General features: G+C 63.3%; 18 protein-coding genes. 14 read left to right on the forward strand and 4 right to left on the reverse strand.

The genetic code is table 11. The annotated features are described in order from the left end of the window. On the reverse strand, positions 1-909 hold the full coding sequence (locus tag ACGYKA_RS02830; protein ID WP_394412465.1) for an AAA family ATPase: 909 nt from the start codon (positions 907-909) through the stop codon (positions 1-3). Between the two features lie 185 nt (positions 910-1,094). Here ACGYKA_RS02830 and ACGYKA_RS02835 point away from each other — a divergent pair, with 185 nt between their 5' ends. From ACGYKA_RS02835 to ACGYKA_RS02870, 8 genes are all read left to right on the forward strand, one after another. Next, positions 1,095-2,114 (forward strand): glycosyltransferase family 2 protein, encoded by a 1,020-nt coding sequence (locus tag ACGYKA_RS02835; RefSeq protein ID WP_394412468.1) that lies wholly within the window; start codon positions 1,095-1,097, stop codon positions 2,112-2,114. Further along, positions 2,111-2,737 (forward strand): sulfotransferase, encoded by a 627-nt coding sequence (locus ACGYKA_RS02840; RefSeq protein ID WP_394412471.1) that lies wholly within the window; start codon positions 2,111-2,113, stop codon positions 2,735-2,737. Before ACGYKA_RS02835 ends, ACGYKA_RS02840 begins: the two co-directional genes overlap by 4 nt. Continuing rightward, positions 2,737-5,091: a glycosyltransferase family 2 protein gene (locus ACGYKA_RS02845; RefSeq protein ID WP_394412474.1), complete on the forward strand. Its 2,355-nt coding sequence runs from the start codon at positions 2,737-2,739 to the stop codon at positions 5,089-5,091. The genes ACGYKA_RS02840 and ACGYKA_RS02845 overlap by 1 nt, the downstream gene beginning before the upstream one ends. A gap of 54 nt (positions 5,092-5,145) precedes the next feature. Beyond that, positions 5,146-5,790, forward strand: coding sequence for an FkbM family methyltransferase (locus ACGYKA_RS02850; protein WP_394412477.1), 645 nt, complete (start codon positions 5,146-5,148; stop codon positions 5,788-5,790). 130 nt (positions 5,791-5,920) lie between these two features. After that, the gene (locus ACGYKA_RS02855) at positions 5,921-6,880 is read left to right on the forward strand and encodes a phosphoadenosine phosphosulfate reductase (RefSeq protein WP_394412479.1); all 960 of its coding nucleotides are present in this window, start codon (positions 5,921-5,923) and stop codon (positions 6,878-6,880) included. A 46-nt stretch (positions 6,881-6,926) separates the two neighbouring features. Beyond that, entirely contained in the window at positions 6,927-7,958 is a 1,032-nt protein-coding gene (gene pyrC / locus ACGYKA_RS02860) for a dihydroorotase (RefSeq protein WP_394412482.1), read from the forward strand. 55 nt (positions 7,959-8,013) lie between these two features. Continuing rightward, the gene (locus ACGYKA_RS02865) at positions 8,014-8,691 is read left to right on the forward strand and encodes an orotate phosphoribosyltransferase (RefSeq protein ID WP_394412485.1); all 678 of its coding nucleotides are present in this window, start codon (positions 8,014-8,016) and stop codon (positions 8,689-8,691) included. Between the two features lie 150 nt (positions 8,692-8,841). Next, positions 8,842-10,341, forward strand: coding sequence for a replicative DNA helicase (locus ACGYKA_RS02870; RefSeq protein WP_067268251.1), 1,500 nt, complete (start codon positions 8,842-8,844; stop codon positions 10,339-10,341). Between the two features lie 375 nt (positions 10,342-10,716). On the opposite strand, the gene ACGYKA_RS02875 is transcribed toward ACGYKA_RS02870, so the two are convergent. Together ACGYKA_RS02875 and ACGYKA_RS02880 are read right to left on the reverse strand one after the other, a co-directional pair. Then, positions 10,717-12,024, reverse strand: coding sequence for an alpha/beta hydrolase family protein (locus ACGYKA_RS02875; protein WP_394412488.1), 1,308 nt, complete (start codon positions 12,022-12,024; stop codon positions 10,717-10,719). Between the two features lie 100 nt (positions 12,025-12,124). Beyond that, positions 12,125-12,850 carry a sterol desaturase family protein gene (locus ACGYKA_RS02880; protein ID WP_394412491.1) on the reverse strand — a complete coding sequence of 242 codons (726 nt, stop codon included), beginning with the start codon at positions 12,848-12,850 and terminating at the stop codon, positions 12,125-12,127. Positions 12,851-12,979: 129 nt separating this feature from the next. On the opposite strand from ACGYKA_RS02880, the gene alr reads away from it, so the two are divergent. The 5 genes from alr (at position 12,980) to purF (ending at position 18,875) form a co-directional block, all read left to right on the forward strand. Beyond that, positions 12,980-14,023, forward strand: a complete 1,044-nt coding sequence (gene alr, locus ACGYKA_RS02885; protein WP_394412494.1) for an alanine racemase — start codon at positions 12,980-12,982, stop codon at positions 14,021-14,023. Between the two features lie 280 nt (positions 14,024-14,303). After that, positions 14,304-15,101, forward strand: a complete 798-nt coding sequence (locus ACGYKA_RS02890; protein ID WP_271687105.1) for a DNA repair protein — start codon at positions 14,304-14,306, stop codon at positions 15,099-15,101. A 104-nt stretch (positions 15,102-15,205) separates the two neighbouring features. After that, positions 15,206-16,573: a DNA repair protein RadA gene (radA, locus tag ACGYKA_RS02895; RefSeq protein ID WP_271687104.1), complete on the forward strand. Its 1,368-nt coding sequence runs from the start codon at positions 15,206-15,208 to the stop codon at positions 16,571-16,573. A gap of 29 nt (positions 16,574-16,602) precedes the next feature. Beyond that, a complete protein-coding gene (locus ACGYKA_RS02900; protein ID WP_067268241.1) occupies positions 16,603-17,157 on the forward strand; it encodes a CvpA family protein in 555 nt (184 codons plus the stop codon). 233 nt (positions 17,158-17,390) lie between these two features. After that, positions 17,391-18,875: an amidophosphoribosyltransferase gene (purF, locus tag ACGYKA_RS02905; protein ID WP_394412823.1), complete on the forward strand. Its 1,485-nt coding sequence runs from the start codon at positions 17,391-17,393 to the stop codon at positions 18,873-18,875. Between the two features lie 84 nt (positions 18,876-18,959). On the opposite strand, the gene ACGYKA_RS02910 is transcribed toward purF, so the two are convergent. Then, positions 18,960-19,229, reverse strand: coding sequence for a hypothetical protein (locus tag ACGYKA_RS02910; RefSeq protein WP_067268237.1), 270 nt, complete (start codon positions 19,227-19,229; stop codon positions 18,960-18,962). A gap of 199 nt (positions 19,230-19,428) precedes the next feature. On the opposite strand from ACGYKA_RS02910, the gene infC reads away from it, so the two are divergent. After that, positions 19,429-19,977 (forward strand): translation initiation factor IF-3, encoded by a 549-nt coding sequence (gene infC, locus ACGYKA_RS02915; RefSeq protein WP_209217843.1) that lies wholly within the window; start codon positions 19,429-19,431, stop codon positions 19,975-19,977. Positions 19,978-20,036 lie beyond the last annotated feature (59 nt).

A 20,036-nucleotide genomic window follows, 5' to 3' on the forward strand; every position in this document is an offset into this window, starting at 1 on the left:
TCAGCCAGGCGCCAGCGATGCGCGGGCCTGATCGAGAATGCGCGCCGCCTCGGAGCCTTGCAACTTGGCGATGTCATCTTGATACTTCAGCACGGCCCCCAGCGTATCGGCGATAACCTCGGGGCTGAGCGTTGTGACATCCAAAGCCAGCAGGCATTTCGCCCAGTCAATCGTCTCCGCCACGCCCGGCTTCTTGAACAGATCCTCGGTCCGCAATTGCTGGACAAAGGCCACCACCTCGCGGCTAAGCGCCTCTGCCGCCTCAGGCGCGCGGGCGGCAAGGATCGCCATCTCGCGCGCCACATCCGGGTAATCGACCCAGTGGTAAAGACAGCGGCGTTTCAGCGCGTCATGCACCTCACGCGTGCGGTTCGAGGTCAGGATCACAATCGGCGGCTCGGGCGCGCGGATCGTGCCAAGCTCGGGGATGGTCACCTGAAAATCGCTCAACGCCTCCAACAAGAACGCCTCGAAAGGCGCATCGGTGCGGTCCAACTCGTCGATCAGCAGCACCGGGGCGCCGTTCTCATCCGGGCGCAGCGCCTGCAACAGCGGGCGTTCGATCAGGTAGTCGTCGCTGAACAACTCCTGCGTCAGCGCCCGCCGGTCCGCACCGCCGCCTGCCTCCGCCGTGCGGATCGCCACCATCTGAGCGGGAAAATTCCATTCGTAAACCGCGCTGGATGCGTCGAGCCCCTCATAGCATTGCAACCGGATCAACCGCCGCCCCAGACCGGCAGCCAGCGCCTTGGCGATCTCGGTCTTGCCGACGCCCGCCTCGCCTTCCAGAAACAGGGGCCGCCCCAATGTGAGGCTGAGGAACACCACGACCCCAAGCGCGCGGTCGCAGACATAGCCCTCAGCGCTCAGCATCTCTTGGACCGCGTCGATCGTATCAATGTTTTTCATGGCCCCAGTGGTGCATCCTCGCCCCGCCCCGTCAAGAGGGCAGACCGCGCGGCGGCAGATTGACGGGATTTCCCCGCGCTGGCATAGTCCCACGCAATAAACGACGGCTTCCGGCAACAAGGGGGCCACAGGGGCGGATATGGGACAGAGCATTATCATCGCGATCCGGCGCGGCGGGGTCTGACATGCGCATCACCGCTGTCACCTGCGTCAAGAATGAAGGCCCGTTTTTGCTGGAATGGATCGCCTTCAACCGGGTGATCGGGGTCACGGATTTTCTGTTCTACTCCAACGATTGCAGCGATGGCACCGATGCCCTGCTCGACGCGCTTGCCCGCCACGGTATCGTCACCCATCTGCCCAACCCGGCCACCAATCGAAACTACCAGATGCAGGCGCTCAAGGATGCGCGGCGCCACCCCATCGTCACGCAGGCCGATTGGGTCTGGATTGCCGATGTGGACGAGTTTCTGAACATTCATGTTGGCGACCACCGCCTGCCCGCCCTGATCACGGCCTGTGGCAACCCGCAGGCGATCTCGCTGCATTTTCAGTTCTTCGCCAATGGCGGGGTCGAGGATTTCACCGACGCCCCCGTCATCGCGCAATTCACCCATAGCCACAACCCCGACATCTGCTGCGCCGAGACGGCGATTGAGGTTAAGTCCTTGGTCCGGCAAGATTTCCCCTTGAGCTACTACGGGGCGCACCGGCCCTTCCACGACGACACGAAGCACCGGCCGCATTGGACCGATGGCGCAGGCCGACAGGTGCCTAAGCCCTTCCGCAGTGCCGCAACCAAACGCCGCATCCGCGCCTTTCCCGCCCGCGGCGCACGGCGCTTTGCCACGCTGAACCACTACGCGCTGCGCTCGCTCGACAGCTATCTCGTCAAGAACGACCGTGGCGACGTGAACCGCGAACACCGCGCTTTTGATGACAGTTATTGGCGCGACCGGAACGACGCGGCTTGGGAGGATCGCTCGATCCAGCGCTATCTGCCCGCCTTGCACGCCGAGATCGACCGCCTGAAAGCGCTGCCCGGCATCGCCGATCTGCATGCCGCTTCCGTGGCCGCCCACCGCGCGCGCCGCGACGCGCTGCTGACCGATCCCAGCTACCGCGAAATGCAGGCGCAACTGCGCGACGCCAGCCCGTTCTGCGCCGCCGAAGAGCGGATCCGCGCCGAGATCGGCCTGACATGACGGGGCCGCGGATCGTCAACCTCGGCCTGCCCAAGACCGGGACAACCACGCTCACGGATGCGCTGCGCCACGCCGGGCTCAGGGTCGCGGATTGGCGCATTCGCAAGGGCCAAAGCAACGCGTCCGAGATCACCGGAGCGCATCTGGGGCGGATCATCTATGCCGACTACTTTGCCAGCGGCGACCCGCTGGCGCGGTTGCATGAATTCGATGCAATTAATGAGATGAGCGCCGTACGCCATGACCGCAGCCTCTGGCCGCAGACCGATTGGGGCGTGATAAGCGCCATTCAGCACCACCATCCCGAGGTCAAGTTTTTGCTCTCGCACCGTGATCCGGCCAAGACGGCCAATAGCATGATGCGTTGGAACAATCTGGGCCGCCGCCGTTTGCCGCAGGCCGATGTGCCGGGGCTGCCCCGCGGTTTCGGCCGCGACGAGGCCGAGCTCGCCCGGTGGATCGAAGGGCATTTCGCCTTTTGCCGCCGTGTCTTTGCCGGCTGTGCCAACTTTTTGGAGTTCGACATCGAAGACCCAGAGGCGCGCGACAAGATCGCGGATTATCTAGAGATCGACTTGCCGTGGTGGGGCCAAAGCAACAGTGGCAAGGCGGAGGCCGGGTGATGCGGCTGACCCTCTTCATCGGCCCGACCGAACGCGCCGCCGCCCGGCTGCGCACTATCTTGCATCAGCAAAAGGACGCGCTGCTCAAGCAGGGGGTTCTGGCCGCCGATTGGAACCACGTCCGCCTCTATGCCGCCTGCGCCGCCCCGGAAGCGGTGGGTCTGCTACGGCACCGCCGCGGCTTGGACAGCCCCCTGATCGGCACCACCCTGCGCGATGAATTTCACGCGCTGATCCCGCATGAGTTGGCCAAGACCCGCGCCGAACATGTGGTGCTGAGCGCGGCGCAGTTGGGCAATCTGTTGTCACACCCAGAGGAGCTGCGCGCCCTGCACGATCTGCTGCGCCCCTATTTCGACGACATCCGCGTGGTCGCCCATCTGGATGAGCAGGCGCGGGCGCTGGTTGCGCATTACGGCTTTGCCGTGGCCGAAAGCCGCCGTCATCCGCTGTCACAGGAATTGGCCTTGGCCGAGCGCGGCGACTGGTGGCAAGGCGCGCTTGCTCAGAGGGAGGTCGCACCGGATTTCGGCCTCTTCCCCGAGGTGCAAGCCCCGCCCTTTTGGCTTGATTATCAAGCGCTACACGCCCATTGGGCCGCCGCCTTCGGCGCAGAGAGCATTACGTTTCGCCCCCTCGACCTGCCACATCTTATGTCCAAGGCCGGGGCCAGCGAGATCACCGAGAGCTTGGGCCTTTCCACGCCCCTCGGCCCCGTCGCTCCGGGCCGCGCCCTCGCAGCCCTGCCCGCGCCTTGGCTGACGCGGATGCGGCAGTTCAATGATGTGCTGATCCGCTATCAACAGGCCCATGACCTCGCCTGCCCGCGCAGCACATGGAGCCAGATGTTGCAGGCGCTGCAAATCGGCGGCCCCGTGATCAAACCCGGGAGCCTGGCCGCGATCTCTGATCGTTTCGCCCGCGACAATGCCGTGCTCATCGCCCGTTTTCCCGCGCTGGCTCAGGCGCTTACCCCCGATGCGCCCGAGGCTGCATGGCAGGAAGCCGACCCTCAGTTCGGCTTTCGCGCCACCCAATACCTCACAGCCTTCGCCCACCGCATCCGCAGCACCGCGACCCCGCTCGCGCAAAAGCGGGCGGAGGTTGAAAAGGCGCGCCGCTCCGCCGCAAAGTTCGAGGCGCTGTTGCACGATCCCGACGCCCCCGAAGAGGCACGCGCCGCGAATGCCCGGCTCCTCACCCGGCTGAAGGTCAACCACGAAACGATCCTGCGCGGCCCTTTCCGCCCCCACAACGGCGCGGCCCCTGCGGGCGAAGACCAGCCCGCGCCCGCCTACACCGCCGTCCCCCCGCGCGCATTGCCACCCGACAACAGCGGCAATGTCATCGTCGCCTGCATGAAAAACGAAGCGCCCTATATCGTCGAATGGGTGGCCTATCACCGCGCTGTGGGCTTCGATAACTTCCTGATCTACACCAATGATTGCAGCGACGGCACCGATGCCGTTTTGGGGCGGCTGCAAGACATGGGCATTCTACAGCACCGCAACAACGACGATTGGAAAGGCAACTCCCCTCAACAACACGCGCTTAACCAAGCGCTGAAGGAACCGCTCGTCCGCCAGGCGGAATGGATCGCCCATATCGACGTGGATGAATTCGTCAACATCCGCACCGGCAACGGCAGGCTCCAAGACTTCTTCGCCGCCGCCCCCGAGGCCACGAATATCGCGATGACGTGGCGCCTTTTCGGCCACAACGGCGTGACTGCCCTGTCGGCAACCCCCGTGATCGGCCAATTCGACCACTGCGCGCCGAGCTTTTGCCCCAAACCCCATACCGCATGGGGGTTCAAGACGATGTTCCGCAACCTCGGCGCCTATGGCAAACTCTCCTGCCACCGGCCAAACAAATTGGACGAGGCCGCGGCGGGCCAAGTCAAATGGGTCAACGGCGCGGGCCGCGACATGACGCGCGATGCGTTGCGCAATGGCTGGCGGTCCTCGCGCAGCAACATCGGCTATGACCTGCTTCAGTTGAACCACTATGCCCTCCGCTCAGCCGACTCCTTCCTCATCAAACGCCAACGCGGGCGCGCGCTTCACGTCGACCGCTCAATCGGGATCAACTATTGGATCCGAATGGACTGGAACGACCACCGTGACCTGTCGATCCAGCGCAACCTGCCCCGTCTGCGCACCGAGATGGACCGCCTCCTCGCCGACGCTCAACTTCGCAAACACCATCAAGCGGGCCTCGACTGGCACCGCGCCAAGGCCGAAGACCTGCGCCAGACACCGGAATTCCGCGATCTCTACCGCCAAGCGCTTAACATCAAGTTAACCGCGACCGAGCGTGCCGCCTATGCCCTTGCCCTCGATATGGAAAGCTGACCCGTGACCCAAGCAGCGCCCCCCCCAGAATCCAATTCCCTCCACTCCCGCGGCATGAAATTTCCCGACGATCCGGCGATCCTGCGCGGGCGGATCCGTAAGCTGCTGCGACAGAACTCCTATGAAGCGAAGGAAAGCGAAGCCGCGCTGCGCGTGGTCCGCGAAGGCGACAGGGTGATCGAATTGGGCGGCGGTATCGGCTATATGTCGACGCTGGTGGCCAGCAAACGCAATGTCGCCTCGGTCCACTCCTTTGAGGCGAACCCGGACCTTATCCCCTATATCCGGAGGGTCCACGCGGCCAACGGCCTGTCCAACACCCATGTCGTCAACGCCATCCTCGGCCCCACCCCCGGCAAAGCGGCGTTCTATGTGCGCGACCGCATTTTGTCGTCTTCCCTGACCCGTTTCAAAGACGAAGACCCACCTAAAACCCATCAGATCGACGTGCTCGACGCGGCCCAAGTCTTTGCCGACCTTACCCCGAGCGTCTTGATCTGCGATATCGAAGGTGCCGAAGTCGATCTGATCCCCACCCTGCCGCTCGACAGCCTCCGCGCCGCAATCATCGAATTGCACCCGCAATGGATCGGCCCCGAGGGCGTCAACAAGGTCTTCACCGCCTTCATGCAGGCGGGCATGGCCTATTATCACCGCGGCTCGCACAGCAAAGTCGTGGCTTTCCGCCGCAACTGGTAGGCAGCGCCCCCGGAAAACCGTCACATTCTCTTCATTTTCTCACGGATTTTCCGCATTTCCGCCCTAATATCCGGCTACACCCAGCTGAAACGGCGGTTCTGCCCCGCCCCGACAAGCCCGAGGATGCCCGATGCCGCGCGAGACGCCCACAATCGAAAGCTCACTGGCCGATATGCCCAAACGCGAATGGCTGCGCGCGGTTGAAGCCGTGGCCGAAGAAGACGGCTATTTCCAATCTCTGGGCAAAAGCCACTTCTCCGCCTTCATCGAACGTGAGACGACGCTGCTCGTCACCTTCGAGACCTACCAAGGCATGCATGCCCTCTCCGACAAGGCGCAGCCCTTGGGCTGGGACATGGTGCGCAATCACGACTGGTCGCATCTATGCTTGGCCAGCGACGGCGACACATGGTTCCGCGCCGAAGAGGTCTATGCCTATTTCGACCGGCTGATCGACGATGGCTTCTTCGACGAATTCGATCAAGTGCTCTTCTATGGCGCTGGCCCCTGCGCCTATGCCGCCGCCGCCTATTCCGTCGCCGCCCCCGGCGCGGCAGTGGTGGCGATCCAACCGCAGGCCACGCTGAACCCGCGCATCACCGAATGGGATGACCGTTTCGCCGATATGCGCATCCTCGATTTCACCTCCCGCTATGGCTATGCGCCCGATATGCTCGACGCCGCCGAACGGGTCTTTGTCCTCTACGACCCGCGCGAGAGGCTCGACGCGATGCATGCGGCGCTTTTCACCCGCGCCAATGTCACCAAATTGCGGATGCCCTTCATGGGCGATGCGCTGCAAACCGACCTGCTGGAGATCGACCAGCTCGACCCGCTGCTGCAAGCCGCCGCCGAGGGCACGCTGGACGCGGCCCGCTTCGCCGCCCTCTACCGCGCGCGGCGCGACTATCTGCCCTATCTGCGCAACCTCAGCCAAGCGATCAACACCCAAGGGCGCGAAAGGCTGCTCGAAGCGCTCTGCGCCAATGTTTCGGCCCGGATGAAGGCCCCCCGCTTTGCCCGCCGCCTCGAACGCATCCGCGCCAGACGCAAGGCCCGCGTGTCCGAGGCCGCAACCGCCACCGGATAGGTTTTCAATCTGGCGCGCCGCCCCGCTCTGTGCTAGCCCCGCGCCCATGACACAAAGCCTCACGATCCGCCGTCCCGATGACTGGCACCTGCACCTGCGCGACGGCGACATGCTGCGCGCCGTGGTCCCGCACAGCGCCCGCGACTTTGCCCGCGCCATCATCATGCCCAATCTCGTGCCCCCTGTGGTGACAGGCGCCCAGGCTGCCGCCTACCGCGACAGGATCATGGCCGCCCTGCCCCAGGGCGCGGATTTCACGCCCCTGATGACCCTCTACCTGACCGAGGAGACGGACCCCGACGATGTCGCCCGCGCCCATGCCGAAGGGCTGATCCACGCCGTCAAACTCTATCCCGCAGGCGCCACCACCAACTCCGCCAGCGGCGTGTCGAACTTCGACAATGTCGCCCCGGTGCTCGACCGCATGGCCGAAATCGGCCTGCCCCTTTGCACCCATGGCGAGGTCACCGACAGCGAGGTCGACATCTTCGACCGCGAAGCCGTCTTCATCGACCGTGTGCTCGACCCGATCCGCCGCGCCCACCCCGCGCTGCGCTTGATCATGGAACATATCACCACCGCCGAGGCCGCCGACTACGTCCGCAGCAACGACAGCGGTCTTGCCGCCACGATCACCACGCACCACCTGGTGATCAACCGCAACCACATCCTCGCCGGTGGCATCCGCCCGCATTATTACTGCCTGCCGGTCGCCAAACGCGAGACCCACCGCCGCGCCCTGCGCCAAGCGGCCACTTCCGGCGATCCGCGCTTCTTCCTCGGCACCGACAGCGCGCCCCATACCGATGGCGCGAAGCTCCAGCCCTGCGGCTGCGCAGGCTGTTTCACCGCGCCCAACACGATGTCGATCCTCGCTCAGGTGTTCGAAGAAGACGGCGCGCTCGACAAGCTCGAAGCCTTCACCTCGCTCAACGGCCCTGCCTTCTACGGCCTGCCCCCGAACGAGACACAGATCACCCTACGCCGCGAAGCGCCCCAGTACCCCGACAGCATCGACACGCCCGACGGCCCGGTCACGGTCTTCGACCCCGGTTTCGATCTGCACTGGACCACCTGATCTTCATCCTTTCTTAAATACCGCTCCGACCTCTCCCCACCCAAGGACGCCTGCCATGATCCCCACCAGCCACCCAAGCCCCCAAGAAATGGCCCGCCTCACCGCGCGCATGTTGCTGGAGATCGGCGCGGTGCATTTCAACGCGGAGGAGCCCTTCACGCTGGCCTCGGGCCTGCCGTCGCCCACCTATATCGATTGCCGCAAGCTGATCTCTCACCCGCGCATCCGGTCGACGCTGATGGATTTCCTCGCCGTCACCGTCATGCGCGACGCGGGCTTTGAGGCCTTCGACAATATCGCCGGGGGTGAGACGGCGGGCATCCCCTTTGCTGCCATGGTCGCCGAACGGATGGCCCTGCCGATGACCTATGTGCGCAAAAAGCCGAAAGGCTACGGTCGCAACGCGCGGATCGAAGGTGAGATGACGCCGGGCCAACGCGTGCTGCTGGTCGAAGACCTGACTACCGATGGCGGCTCGAAACTCAGCTTCGTCGACGCGATTCGCGAAACAGGGGCGACCTGCGTCCATACGGCGGTGATCTTTCACTACGGCATCTTCCCCCAGACCGAAAAGACCCTTGGCGACCATGGCGTTACTCTCCACGCGCTTTGCACATGGTGGGACGTGCTGGCCGAGGCCCGCGCCCAAGGCGCCTTTGACGCCGCCACGCTGACGGAGGTCGAAGCCTTCCTGAACGCCCCGCGCGATTGGCAGGAATCCCGCAAAAGTTAACCGAATTTTCGCAAGATGTTGACCGAAGGCCCCACCACAAGGCAAAATGTGGTGGGGCCTTTTGTCGGTAAAGATATCCACAAAAGATACAATTTGCGCCGGACGCACCCACTGGCTATGAGGTCCATCTGGGTAGAAATGGGTGAGGTCATGAACGAGATTACATCGCTGAACGCGAACCAATTGGCCGTGCAAGCACCGGAATCGATGCCGCATTCGATCGAGGCCGAACAGCAGCTTTTGGGCGCGATCCTGACTAACAATGACGTCTACGACCGCGTCGCCTCGGTCATCGGGCCCAAGCACTTCTACGAGCCGGTCCACGCCCGCATCTTCGACATTGCGGCCCAGCGGATCGCCAAGAACAACCTTGCCTCCCCGGTCACGCTCAAGGCCTTCATGGAAGACGATGAGGGGCTGAAGGAGCTGGGCGGCCCGGCCTATCTGGCCCGCCTTGCCGGTGCGGCGATCAGCGCCTTCGCTGTACGCGACTACGCGCAGATGATCTATGACCTCGCCGTGCGCCGCGACCTCATCCAGCTCGGTCGCGACATCTCGGCCAAAGCCGCGCAGGTCGATGTCTCCTCTGAGCCGCGCGAGCAGATCGTCGAGGCCGAGCAGGAGCTTTACAAGCTTGCCGAACAGGGCCAGGTCGAAAGCGGTTTCCAGTCCTTCCTGAAGGCCGTCACGGATGCGGTCAACGTGGCCAATGCTGCCTACCAGCGTGACGGTGGCCTCTCGGGCGTCTCCACCGGGCTTATCGACATGGACAAGAAACTGGGCGGGTTGCACCGTTCGGACCTTCTGATCCTCGCCGGGCGCCCTTCGATGGGTAAAACATCGCTCGCCACCAACATCGCCTTCAACGTGGCCAAGGCTTACAAGCGCGGGATGAAGCCCGACGGCACCGAGGGTGCTATCGACGGCGGCGTCGTGGGCTTCTACAGCCTCGAGATGAGCGCCGAACAGCTTGCCTCGCGGATTCTGTCGGAAGCTGCCGAGATCCCCAGCCACCAGATCCGCTCGGGCGACATGACCGAGGCCGAGTTCCGCCGTTTTGTCGACGCCGCCAAGGCGCTCGAAGCCTGCCCGCTTTTCATCGACGACACGCCCGCCCTGCCGATCAGCCAGCTTGCCGCCCGTGCGCGGCGCCTGAAGCGGACCCACGGGCTTGACGTGCTGATCATCGACTACCTGCAGCTGGTGCGCGGCACCGGCAAATCAGAGAACCGGGTGAACGAGATTTCCGAGATTACCATGGGCCTCAAGGCCATCGCCAAGGAACTCGACATCCCGGTGATCGCCCTGTCGCAGCTCTCGCGTCAGGTGGAAAGCCGCGACGATAAACGCCCGCAGCTTTCGGACCTTCGGGAATCCGGCTCGATCGAACAGGACGCCGACGTGGTGATGTTCGTCTACCGCGAGGAATACTACAAGGAACGCGAGAAGCCCGGCGATCACGAGCTCGACAAGATGGCGGTCTGGCAGGAAGAGATGGAGCGTCTGCACGGCCGCGCCGAGGTGGTGATCGGCAAGCAGCGTCACGGGCCCATCGGCACGGTTGACCTCAGCTTCGAGGGCAAGTTCACCCGCTTCGGCAACCTCGTGCAGCCTTGGCAGCAGGGCGGCGGGGACGATCAGGAGTTTTGAGGGGAGAGCCTGCGGTACTTCCAACCTGAAATTCTCGGAACAAGGGCCATCGCCTGCCCGCGGGTCGGCGATCCCCGGTGGCCTCGTGCCACTTTATGGTTCAGCCGTGATGTGCGTTCGCCGAGTTACGCCCAGCCTCACCAAATCGCCTACCCGTCCGGGCGGGCAGGCGATGGCCCGGCGCCTGCGGCTTGATTCCGGGCTGCGTGGCAACCTCGACTGGTGCTTTTGCCGCCATGATGGGTTTTACGGAACGCCATGCCGAACTTCACCTAGTAGCCCCCCTTTCGCCGGGCAGGCGATGGCCCGGTGCCTACGGCTTGATCCCGGGCCGGGAGGCAATAGGGCCCGGCAAACCCACCGAGCCCCTCCGCGTCACTCAGCCGCCGATTTCTCCTCATACATCAACCCCTTCGCGGTCCCCTCCGGAAAACCCTTCCAGTAGCTGTGGTCCTCCTTCTCGGTCCCATCCTCCTCGACCGACCAAACGCCGTCGTTCGAATTCTCTACCAGATCGAGATACGCCGCCTTCTCACTCTCACCCTTCAAATGACTGTCCATCCACGCGGTCACGAAATGCTGCGCGATGTTGTTCATCCGCACCGTGTCCCAGACCGCGTCGGTGTAATGCTCGGAAATGTTGAAGCCCTTGTCTTCGCTAAAGTAATAGGCCTCCTCCGGCGCGGGCATGGGCGCGCCCGCGTTATGGCCCGCGTTCATGTAGGTCAGCAGCGCGCGGTCCACGTTCGAGGTGTTCTCCCAGATCGCCCGGATGCCGTTCTCGTAGAGCGAGGTATCGTCCTGCGAGCCTGCGATGAACAGCATCGGGATCTGGACCCCCGCCAGCCCCTCGGCATCCCAGAAGCCGCGGTTCATGCCCCAAGGGCCGAAGGCCACGGCGGTCTTGATCCGCGGATCGGGCAGCGCGTCATGCGTCTCGGAGCCCGCCTGATGAATGCCTAGCGTCCCGTGCGGCCCGCCCCAAGTGTAGCCGACCGAGGTCTCCGTCACCCCGCCCCCGGCGGTAATGATCGCGCCGTAGCCGCCCATGGAATAGCCGATCAGACCTGTGTTCTCGGCATCATAGAGCCCCGCGAAATCACCGCCCTCCGCGGCCTTCTGCGCCATCTGCTCAAGCACGAAAAGCTGGTCCAGCGAGCGGTTCACCAGCGTCGAGCCAAAAGCCGCCTGCGTGCGGTAGGTGCTGTCGGTATGGTCGATCGAGGCCACGACATAGCCCTTGGAGGCGAGGTTCTCGGCCAGATGCGACATGAGGTAACGGTTGCCCGGATAGCCATGGCTGATCAGCACGAGCGGAAAGGTCTCGCCCGTCGCCGGATCGACGTCGCGCATGGCCTGTCCCTCGAGCGTGACCTCGGTGGTGCCGTCGCGGAGATAAGCCTTGAAGGAGGTCTCGCCCTCCGCCCCCTCGGCGGCGGGGTAATACATCTCCACCGTCAGCGGCCGGTCATAGCGCGGCATCTCCTCGGGCTTGTCGGCGGCGGGGTCGATGGCGAGGATGTCGATCTGGCCGGGGTTGACCATCTCCAAAGTGCGCACCCCCACGGCATGGTCGCCATAGGCCGCAAGTTCGGGCGCGTTCGGCAATTGCCGGTCGATCCGGTTTTCCGCCTGCGCCGCGCCAGCGGTAAGGCCCGCGGCAAGCAGGGCTGTGGTGGTCATATGTCGGTGCATGGTTCGTCCTCCCTTGAATTGGGCCAAGCCTACCCGCGCCACGGGGACAGGCAAGCACCCTTCGGGTAACGTCACGGAAGTTTCACACCTACCCCCGCGCGGCGCGCGCCACTTCGGCCTCGCTCAGCCCGTATTTCCCGGCGAATTTCGCGCGGGCGGCCAGCAACCTCGGGTCATCGGGCTGCATCCCCAAGGTGCGGATAAAGGCGATACGCTGCTGCTGTTTCAAAGCCTCGGTGTCGATATCGGTGCCCATGGCCCGGTCGATGATCTCCCCGCCCGGGCTGACGTGGAACCACTTGTTGAAGTCGCGAAAGTGATGCTGATTGTGCAGCCGGGTGACATGCCGCTCCACCGCAGTTTTCGGCACCGTCAGATGCGCCGTCATGTGAAACCACTCATAGCCCAGAAAGGTCAGCACCCCGCCCAGAGGCACGATCGCCGTGGCGATCCAGATGCTCGCCTCGACCCCCAAAAGCGCCGCGATGCCCCAGACCAGAAGGAAATTCCCCACGAGCATCGGCAGCGCGACCCAGACCGGCACGAAAAACAGCCCGTGATTGGTCGGGAAGTCATGGTGCCCGTAATGCGCGCGGTACAGCAGATCAAAGGCCCATTGCCGCTTGGGCGGGGCGAGGTGAAAGACATGCCGGTGCAGGTTGTATTCATTGAGCATCTGCGCCGCGACCCCCAGCGGCACCAGCGCCCAAGAACACAGCGGCGCCCCCCAAAGCATCGCAACAAAGGCCACCACAGCGGCCAGTGCCATGAGCGACACGCCCGCATGACCGAACATGATCTTGATCCGTGACATCCGCCTGACCTCCCCATCCTGCGCATCCGGTAGGCAAAACTGTAACAAATCCCCCGCCTGCCTGTCGCGCATGACGTTAGGTGCCCTTGGCCGCTTGACCTCCCCCCGCATTCCGGCCCACATCCGCGCATGACAAAATCGACCCTGACCATCGACCTACAAGCCATCGCCGACAACTGGCGTGCCCTCGACCGTATGACAAAGGCCGAGACTGCCGCCGTGGTCAAAGCCGACAGCTATGGGCTGGGCGCTGCCCGTGTGGCCAAGACATTGGCCGAGGCCGGTGCGCGGCAGTTCTTCGTGGCCCTGACCGAAGAGGGGGTGGCCCTGCGCCAAGTCTTGGGCGAAGGCCCGGTGATCAATGTCTTTTCCGGGCATATGCCGGGCGATGCGGAGGCGATTGCCGGTGCCGCGCTGACGCCGATGATCAATTCGACAGAGCAGCTGCTGCGCCAGTTTGAGACCCTGCCCGGCCATGCTTTCGGCATCCAACTCGACAGCGGGATGAACCGGCTGGGGATGGAGCCTGCGGAATGGGCAGCCCTGCGCGACATCGCGCTGAGCCAGAACCCCACGCTCATCATGTCGCATCTGGCCTGCTCGGACGCGCCGGATCATGAAATGAACGATGCGCAACTGCGCAGTTTCAGCGACATGACCCAAGGGGTTGAAGTCCCGCGCTCGCTCTCCGCCACGGGGGGCATTCTGCTGGGGCCGGAGTATCATTTCGACGTCACCCGGCCCGGCATCGGTCTTTACGGCGGGCGCCCATTCACAGAGGCGCGGCCCGTGGTCACCCTCGACGTGCCGGTGATCCAGACCCGCAGCGTCACCCCCGGGGAAACTGTGGGCTATGGCAACACCTGGACGGCGGAGAGCACCGTGACGCTCGCCACCGTGGCCGCGGGCTACGCCGACGGCCTTCTGCGCGCGATGGGCAATGCGACCGGCACCGCCTGTTTCCAGCATGAGGGTGTTACCCTACCCATCCTCGGGCGCGTCTCAATGGACCTGATCACGGTGGATGTCTCTGCATTGGACGAGGTGCCCGCGACCTTGCAACTGCTGGGGCAAAGCCAAGGCGTTGATGATTTGGCGGATTGGGCGGGCACGATCGGCTATGAGGTGCTCACCTCTTTGGGCGCAAGATATGCGCGAAACTACGCCGGTTAGGTCGGCGATTTTCCCCCGCATCGCAGCACGCCGCCGAGAGAGTCGCTGCGCGACTCACTGGCGTTCCCCCACGGTACGCCTCGCCCCTGCCCTGCGCTGCCGATCACGAATTGCACGGCGCAGGCGCAAATAACTTCCGAAAAACCTGCGGTTGTGCCATAATCTCGGCAAAACTAGGTTAAATCCTCAGCATAATCCCACAGGGAATGGGAACAAAGAAGGATAAGGAGGCGTTGGTCGGCAGAAACTTGCTTAGTAGCTCTTCCAGGGGGGAGAAAGTATGTCCCAGCTTCGTTCCTTTGCCTACCTCGTTCAATTCGCCTTTCAACGGCTTGCGGTGGTGGTTTTCGCCCTCGCGGCCCTTGCCCTTACCGGTGCCAGCATCATGGCGGCGCTCGGCCTTTGGGATTGGATCAGCCTTGATCTGCAATACGCCGGTGAGCCTGTCGAAAACGCCGGGATGTACGCCCAACTGGCGCTGACCGTCCTTGCTGTGGGCCTGTGCTTTTTCCTGCCCACTAACCGCCGTGTCATGCAGCTTGAGACCTCGCACCGCCAATTCAATGTCGGCATGCAGGACGTGGCCCGCGCCTATGCCGCCGTGCACGCCGCCGACCGGGCCGAAACCTTTCAGATGAGCTCGGAATTCGATTCGGTGCGCGAACGTCTGGCCTATCTGCGCGATCATCCCGACCTCGCCACGCTGGAGCCTGCCGTGCTGGAAATGGCCGCTCAGATGAGCCACGTGGCCCGCGATCTGGCCGAAGTCTATTCGGATGAGAAACTGGCCCGCGCCCGCAGCTTCCTCAAGCAGCGTCAAGAAGAGGTCGAGCTTTTCAATAGTCGTCTCGATCAAGCCAAAGCGATCTCGACCGAGATGAAACATTGGCTGCACGAAGTCGAACTCGAAGAAAGCGTCGCCGTGGCTCAGCTTGAGCGTCTGCGTGAAGAGATGCGTGAGATTATGCCTGAGCTTGGCCTTGAACGTGTGGTCCAGACCGAAACACCCGAGCGCAAGCCTGAGACGACATCGCTCGACAATATCGTGATCGACCTGCCGCCCAAAGCCGCTGAGTAATGCCAGCGGCGGCATCCGGCCCATTGGGTTCCCCCCCGGGATCATCACCCAAGGGCCGGATGCTTTTCCTTTGACGCCATCGGGCACCTGCGCGAAAAGGGCCCATGGCCAAATCCTCCTCCAGTTTTTCCTGTGCCGAATGCGGCGCGAAACATTCCAAATGGTCCGGGCGCTGCGACGCCTGCGGCGCGTGGAATTCCATCGTCGAAGACAAGGGCATCTCCGCAGGCCCGCCCAGCAAATCCTTGGGCGCAAGGCGCGGCTCTGCCATTGAACTCACCGATCTTGCCACACAAGAAACCCCGCCCCCGCGCGCACAGTCGGGCATTGCGGAGTTGGACCGCGTGTTGGGCGGCGGGCTGGTGCCCGCCTCGGCGATCCTCGTGGGCGGCGATCCCGGCATCGGGAAATCGACCCTTCTGCTGCAAGCCGCCGCGCATTTCGCCAACTCCGGCCTCAAGACGATCTATGTCAGCGGCGAAGAAGCCAGCGCGCAGGTCCGCATGCGCGCGCAGCGTCTTAGCCTTTCCGAAGCGCCGGTGAAACTCGCGGCGGAAACCAATCTGCGCGACATCCTGACCACGCTTGAGGCCGAGCGCCCGCAGCTTGCCATCATCGACTCGATCCAAACCATGTGGGCCGACAACGTCGAAAGCGCGCCCGGATCGGTCAGTCAGGTCCGCGCCGCGGCGCATGAGTTGACCAGTTTCGCCAAACGCCGCGGGGTCGCGGTGATCCTCGTGGGCCATGTCACCAAGGAAGGCCAGATCGCTGGCCCCCGCGTGGTGGAGCATATGGTCGACACCGTGCTCTATTTCGAAGGCGAGCGTGGCCACCAGTTCCGTATCCTGCGCGCCGTGAAAAACCGCTTCGGCCCGGCGGATGAGATCGGCGTTTTCGAAATGACGGGGGGCGGTCTGTCAGAGGTGATCAACCCCTCGGCGCTGTTCTTGTCGGAACGCGGACAACCCTCTCCCGGTTCGGTCGTCTTTGCGGGCATCGAAGGCACCCGGCCTGTCTTGGTCGAACTTCAGGCGCTCGTGGCCCCCTCGCCCCATTCCCAAGCGCGCCGGACGGTGGTGGGCTGGGATTCGGGGCGTCTGGCGATGATCCTCGCGGTATTGGAAGCGCGGTGCGGAATTCCTTTCGCGGGGCTGGATGTCTACCTCAATGTGGCGGGCGGGATGAAGATCTCCGAACCCGCCGCCGATCTCGCCGTGGCCGCCGCGATCCTCTCGGCGCGGGAAGACGCGGCCCTGCCCGCCGAAACCGTTGTTTTCGGAGAGATTAGCCTCTCCGGTGCGCTGCGCCCCGCCAGCCAGACGGAAAACAGGTTGAAAGAGGCGCAAAAACTTGGTTTTACGAGCGCTATTGCACCGCGCGGCGGCAAGGCTGTGGGTGTGACCGGAATTGCGCTGAATACGATGAGCGATCTGACCGGATTTGTTGGCGAAATTTTCGGGGCGGGCTGATCCCCCCTTAGACGAGGGCGAGAACGCGCATGGACGGTTTTACCATTATTGACGGGGTGGTCGCGGTTGTCATCGTGCTATCGGCATTGCTGGCCTATGGCCGCGGGCTGGTGCGCGAGTTGATGGCGATTGTAGGCTGGATTGCCGCGGCCGTGCTGGCCTTTCTCTTTGCGCCGCAGGTCGAGCCGCTTGTGCGTGAACTGCCCTATGTGGGCGAATTCTTGGCCGATAGCTGCGAATTGTCGGTGATCGGTGCTTTTGCGCTGGTCTTTGCCGCGGCGCTGATCGTGGTCTCGCTCTTCACGCCGCTCTTCTCCTCGCTTGTGCACCGCTCGATGCTGGGTGGCGTGGACCAAGGGCTTGGCTTCATCTTTGGCGTCGTGCGCGGCGTGCTTTTGGTGGCGATTGCCTTCTTCGTCTACGACACCGTCATCACCGGTGAGCGGACCACAATGGTCGAAAATAGCCGCTCCGCCGCCGTATTCTCGCGCTTCACCGGCCAGATCGAAGAAAAAGACCCGCAAGAGGCGCTCGGCTGGATCACCAACCGCTATGAGGCGCTGGTGGGCAAATGTAGCGCCTAAGGCCTTCATAATCTCTTAACACAATCCTTTTAAACAGGCGGCCAGAGCATCATGGCCGCCTGTTTTGCGTTTGCGTCGGGCCAGATGCGGGGGCCGCCTAGCGGGCGACCATTGCAGCGCTTTATCCAGCCTGTTGCGCCCCATCGGCGACATGCGGGGTGACAGCCGCTTGCGAAGCCCCTACATAGGCAGCGACCTCACCCGGATTCGGAGTTGCCCCGTTGTCCAAGCACATGCCGCCCGCCCATCCCTTTGACACTTCCTATCTGCGCGACAGCGGAGATGAGGATAAACTGAAGGAGGAATGCGGCGTCTTTGGCGTGGTTGGCGTTGCCGATGCCGCCACTTTCGTGGCCCTTGGCCTGCACGCCCTCCAGCACCGTGGACAAGAGGCTGGCGGCATCGTCAGCTACGATCCCGCCGCCGGTTTCCAATCGGCCCGCCGCTTTGGCTATGTCCGCGACAACTTCACCTCGCAGGATGTGATGCAAACGCTCCCCGGCGAGCTGTCCATCGGTCACGTCCGCTATTCGACCTCTGGCAACAAGGGCCCCACCGCGATCCGCGACGTGCAGCCCTTCTTTGGTGAGTTCGCCATGGGCGGCGCCGCGATTGCCCATAACGGCAATATCACCAACGCCAACGCCCTGCGCCGTGAGTTAATCGAGCGGGGCTCGATCTTCCAATCCTCATCCGACAGTGAGTGCATCATTCACCTGATGGCCCGATCCTTGCAGCAAAACATCCCCGAGCGGATGGAAGATGCGCTGCGCCGGGTCGAGGGGGCCTTTTCGGTCGTTGCCATGACACGCACCAAGCTGATCGGCGTGCGCGATCCGCTGGGCGTGCGCCCGCTCGTGCTGGGCCGTGTCGGCGATGGCTGGGCGCTGAGCTCGGAGACATGCGCGCTCGACATCATCGGCGCTGAGTTTGTTCGCGAGATCGAACCGGGCGAGATGGTTGTGATCACCGAAAAAGGGGTCGAAAGCCATTTCCCCTTCCGCCGCGTCGCCTCGCGTTTCTGTATCTTCGAGCATGTCTACTTCAGCCGCCCCGACAGCATTCTCGGCGGTCGTTCGGTCTATGAAACGCGTGAGAATATTGGCCGCGAACTGGCCAAGGAAAGCCCCGTGGAAGCCGATCTCGTCTGCCCTGTGCCCGACAGCGGCACCCCGGCGGCGATTGGCTATAGCCTTGAATCCGGCATCCCCTACGCCATGGGCATCATTCGCAACCAATATATGGGCCGGACCTTTATCGAGCCAACCGAGCAGATCCGCAACATGGGGGTCCGTCTCAAGCTCAACGTCAACCGCGCGCTGATCAAGGGCAAGCGGGTGATCTTGGTCGACGACTCGGTGGTGCGCGGCACGACCTCGCGCAAGATCAAAGAGATGATCCTCGACGCGGGCGCGAAAGAGGTGCACTTCCGGATCGCCTCCCCCCCCACGGCTTGGCCCTGTTTCTACGGCGTCGACACCCCGCAGCGCGAAAAGCTACTGGCGGCGACCATGTCCGAGGATGAGATGCGCGACCACTTGCAGGTCGACAGCCTCAAGTTCATCTCGCTGGACGGCCTCTACCGCGCGGTGGGCGAAGCCGAAGGCCGCAACGCCGAGTGCCCGCAGTATTGCGACGCCTGCTTCTCTGGCGACTACCCGGTCACCCCTGCCGATCAGGTTAAGGAAGGTTTCCAGATGAAGCCCGCCGCCGAGTAACCCGCCAGACGGATCAAACCAAAGCAAAGGCCGCGCCCGGTTCCCCGGACGCGGCCTTTGCTTTTCCGCATTGCGCGGAGCCGCTTAATTCTGCGCCGCAGGCTCCGCCGCGTCATTGGCGCTCTCGGTTGCGTCATCCACGGCATCGCTGATCGCCTCCCCGGCGGCATCCACGCTGCCCGCGATTGCATCGGCGGCGTCTTCAGCGGCGTTGGTCATATCTTCGGCCACTTCGGGCGCATTGATCGCCTCGGAAGCGTCGATGGCCACTTCCTGCGGCCCCTTGCCGGTGAAAAGCATATAGCCCGCCAGCGCAATCAGCGCCGCCACGACCAACCAGACCAGATTCTTCATTCCATTCCCCTTAATCTACGCCCCGCGAGGTTAAAGATTTCCCCCGGGGCCGCATAGCCGTGAATTGCGCCACAATCGCCCCAGATCAAGGGTAAATCGCCCCAAACCCCACGCATAGCGTGATTTTGCGACTTGAAGATGGACCCACGCGGGTTTACCTTGCATTCTCGAATTAGGTAACAATCAAAGGACCATCACCATCGCTCGCAGACCTCATAACGCGCCGCCCCAACGTGACACCGGCCCGCGCGTCAACGACAAGATCCGTGCCCCCGAAATCCGCCTGATCGGTGCCGATGGCGAAAACGTCGGCGTTGTCTCGCCGCAGCGCGCCATGGAAATGGCCGATGACGCCGGCCTCGACCTTGTTGAAATTTCGCCCAATGCCAAGCCGCCCGTGTGCAAGATCATGGATTTCGGCAAGTTCAAATATGAACAGCAAAAGCGCGAGAGCGAAGCCCGCAAGAAACAGAAGATCATCGAGATCAAAGAGGTCAAGTTCCGTCCCAATACGGACAAGAACGACTACGATGTGAAGATGCGCAATGTCTTCAAGTTTCTTGAAGGTGGCGACAAGGTGAAGGTTACCCTCCGGTTCCGTGGCCGTGAGATGGCGCACCAGAACCTCGGTCGTGAGCTTTTGGAGCGCGTCGCTGCCGACACCAAAGAGATCGGCCGGGTGGAGAACTTCCCCAAGATGGAAGGCCGCCAAATGGTCATGGTGATCGGGCCGCTGCCCAACAAGTGATCAGCTCAATCGGGTCCGCATGACGGGCCCGACTGGCACCTTCACCATCCAATAACGCA

The sequence above is a fragment of the Sulfitobacter sp. 1A15106 genome, from assembly GCF_043556995.1.
GTDB lineage: Bacteria > Pseudomonadota > Alphaproteobacteria > Rhodobacterales > Rhodobacteraceae > Sulfitobacter > Sulfitobacter faviae.

Excerpts from the sequence above, each read along its gene's own strand:
- ACGYKA_RS02830 (WP_394412465.1), bottom strand. The coding sequence starts at position 909 with ATGAAAAACATTGATACGATCGACGCGGTCCAAGAGATGCTGAGCGCT.
- ACGYKA_RS02835 (WP_394412468.1), top strand. The coding sequence starts at position 1,095 with ATGCGCATCACCGCTGTCACCTGCGTCAAGAATGAAGGCCCGTTTTTG.
- ACGYKA_RS02840 (WP_394412471.1), top strand. The coding sequence starts at position 2,111 with ATGACGGGGCCGCGGATCGTCAACCTCGGCCTGCCCAAGACCGGGACA.
- ACGYKA_RS02845 (WP_394412474.1), top strand. The coding sequence starts at position 2,737 with ATGCGGCTGACCCTCTTCATCGGCCCGACCGAACGCGCCGCCGCCCGG.
- ACGYKA_RS02850 (WP_394412477.1), top strand. The coding sequence starts at position 5,146 with ATGAAATTTCCCGACGATCCGGCGATCCTGCGCGGGCGGATCCGTAAG.
- ACGYKA_RS02855 (WP_394412479.1), top strand. The coding sequence starts at position 5,921 with ATGCCGCGCGAGACGCCCACAATCGAAAGCTCACTGGCCGATATGCCC.
- pyrC (WP_394412482.1), top strand. The coding sequence starts at position 6,927 with ATGACACAAAGCCTCACGATCCGCCGTCCCGATGACTGGCACCTGCAC.
- ACGYKA_RS02865 (WP_394412485.1), top strand. The coding sequence starts at position 8,014 with ATGATCCCCACCAGCCACCCAAGCCCCCAAGAAATGGCCCGCCTCACC.
- ACGYKA_RS02870 (WP_067268251.1), top strand. The coding sequence starts at position 8,842 with ATGAACGAGATTACATCGCTGAACGCGAACCAATTGGCCGTGCAAGCA.
- ACGYKA_RS02875 (WP_394412488.1), bottom strand. The coding sequence starts at position 12,024 with ATGACCACCACAGCCCTGCTTGCCGCGGGCCTTACCGCTGGCGCGGCG.
- ACGYKA_RS02880 (WP_394412491.1), bottom strand. The coding sequence starts at position 12,850 with ATGTCACGGATCAAGATCATGTTCGGTCATGCGGGCGTGTCGCTCATG.
- alr (WP_394412494.1), top strand. The coding sequence starts at position 12,980 with ATGACAAAATCGACCCTGACCATCGACCTACAAGCCATCGCCGACAAC.
- ACGYKA_RS02890 (WP_271687105.1), top strand. The coding sequence starts at position 14,304 with ATGTCCCAGCTTCGTTCCTTTGCCTACCTCGTTCAATTCGCCTTTCAA.
- radA (WP_271687104.1), top strand. The coding sequence starts at position 15,206 with ATGGCCAAATCCTCCTCCAGTTTTTCCTGTGCCGAATGCGGCGCGAAA.
- ACGYKA_RS02900 (WP_067268241.1), top strand. The coding sequence starts at position 16,603 with ATGGACGGTTTTACCATTATTGACGGGGTGGTCGCGGTTGTCATCGTG.
- purF (WP_394412823.1), top strand. The coding sequence starts at position 17,391 with ATGCCGCCCGCCCATCCCTTTGACACTTCCTATCTGCGCGACAGCGGA.
- ACGYKA_RS02910 (WP_067268237.1), bottom strand. The coding sequence starts at position 19,229 with ATGAAGAATCTGGTCTGGTTGGTCGTGGCGGCGCTGATTGCGCTGGCG.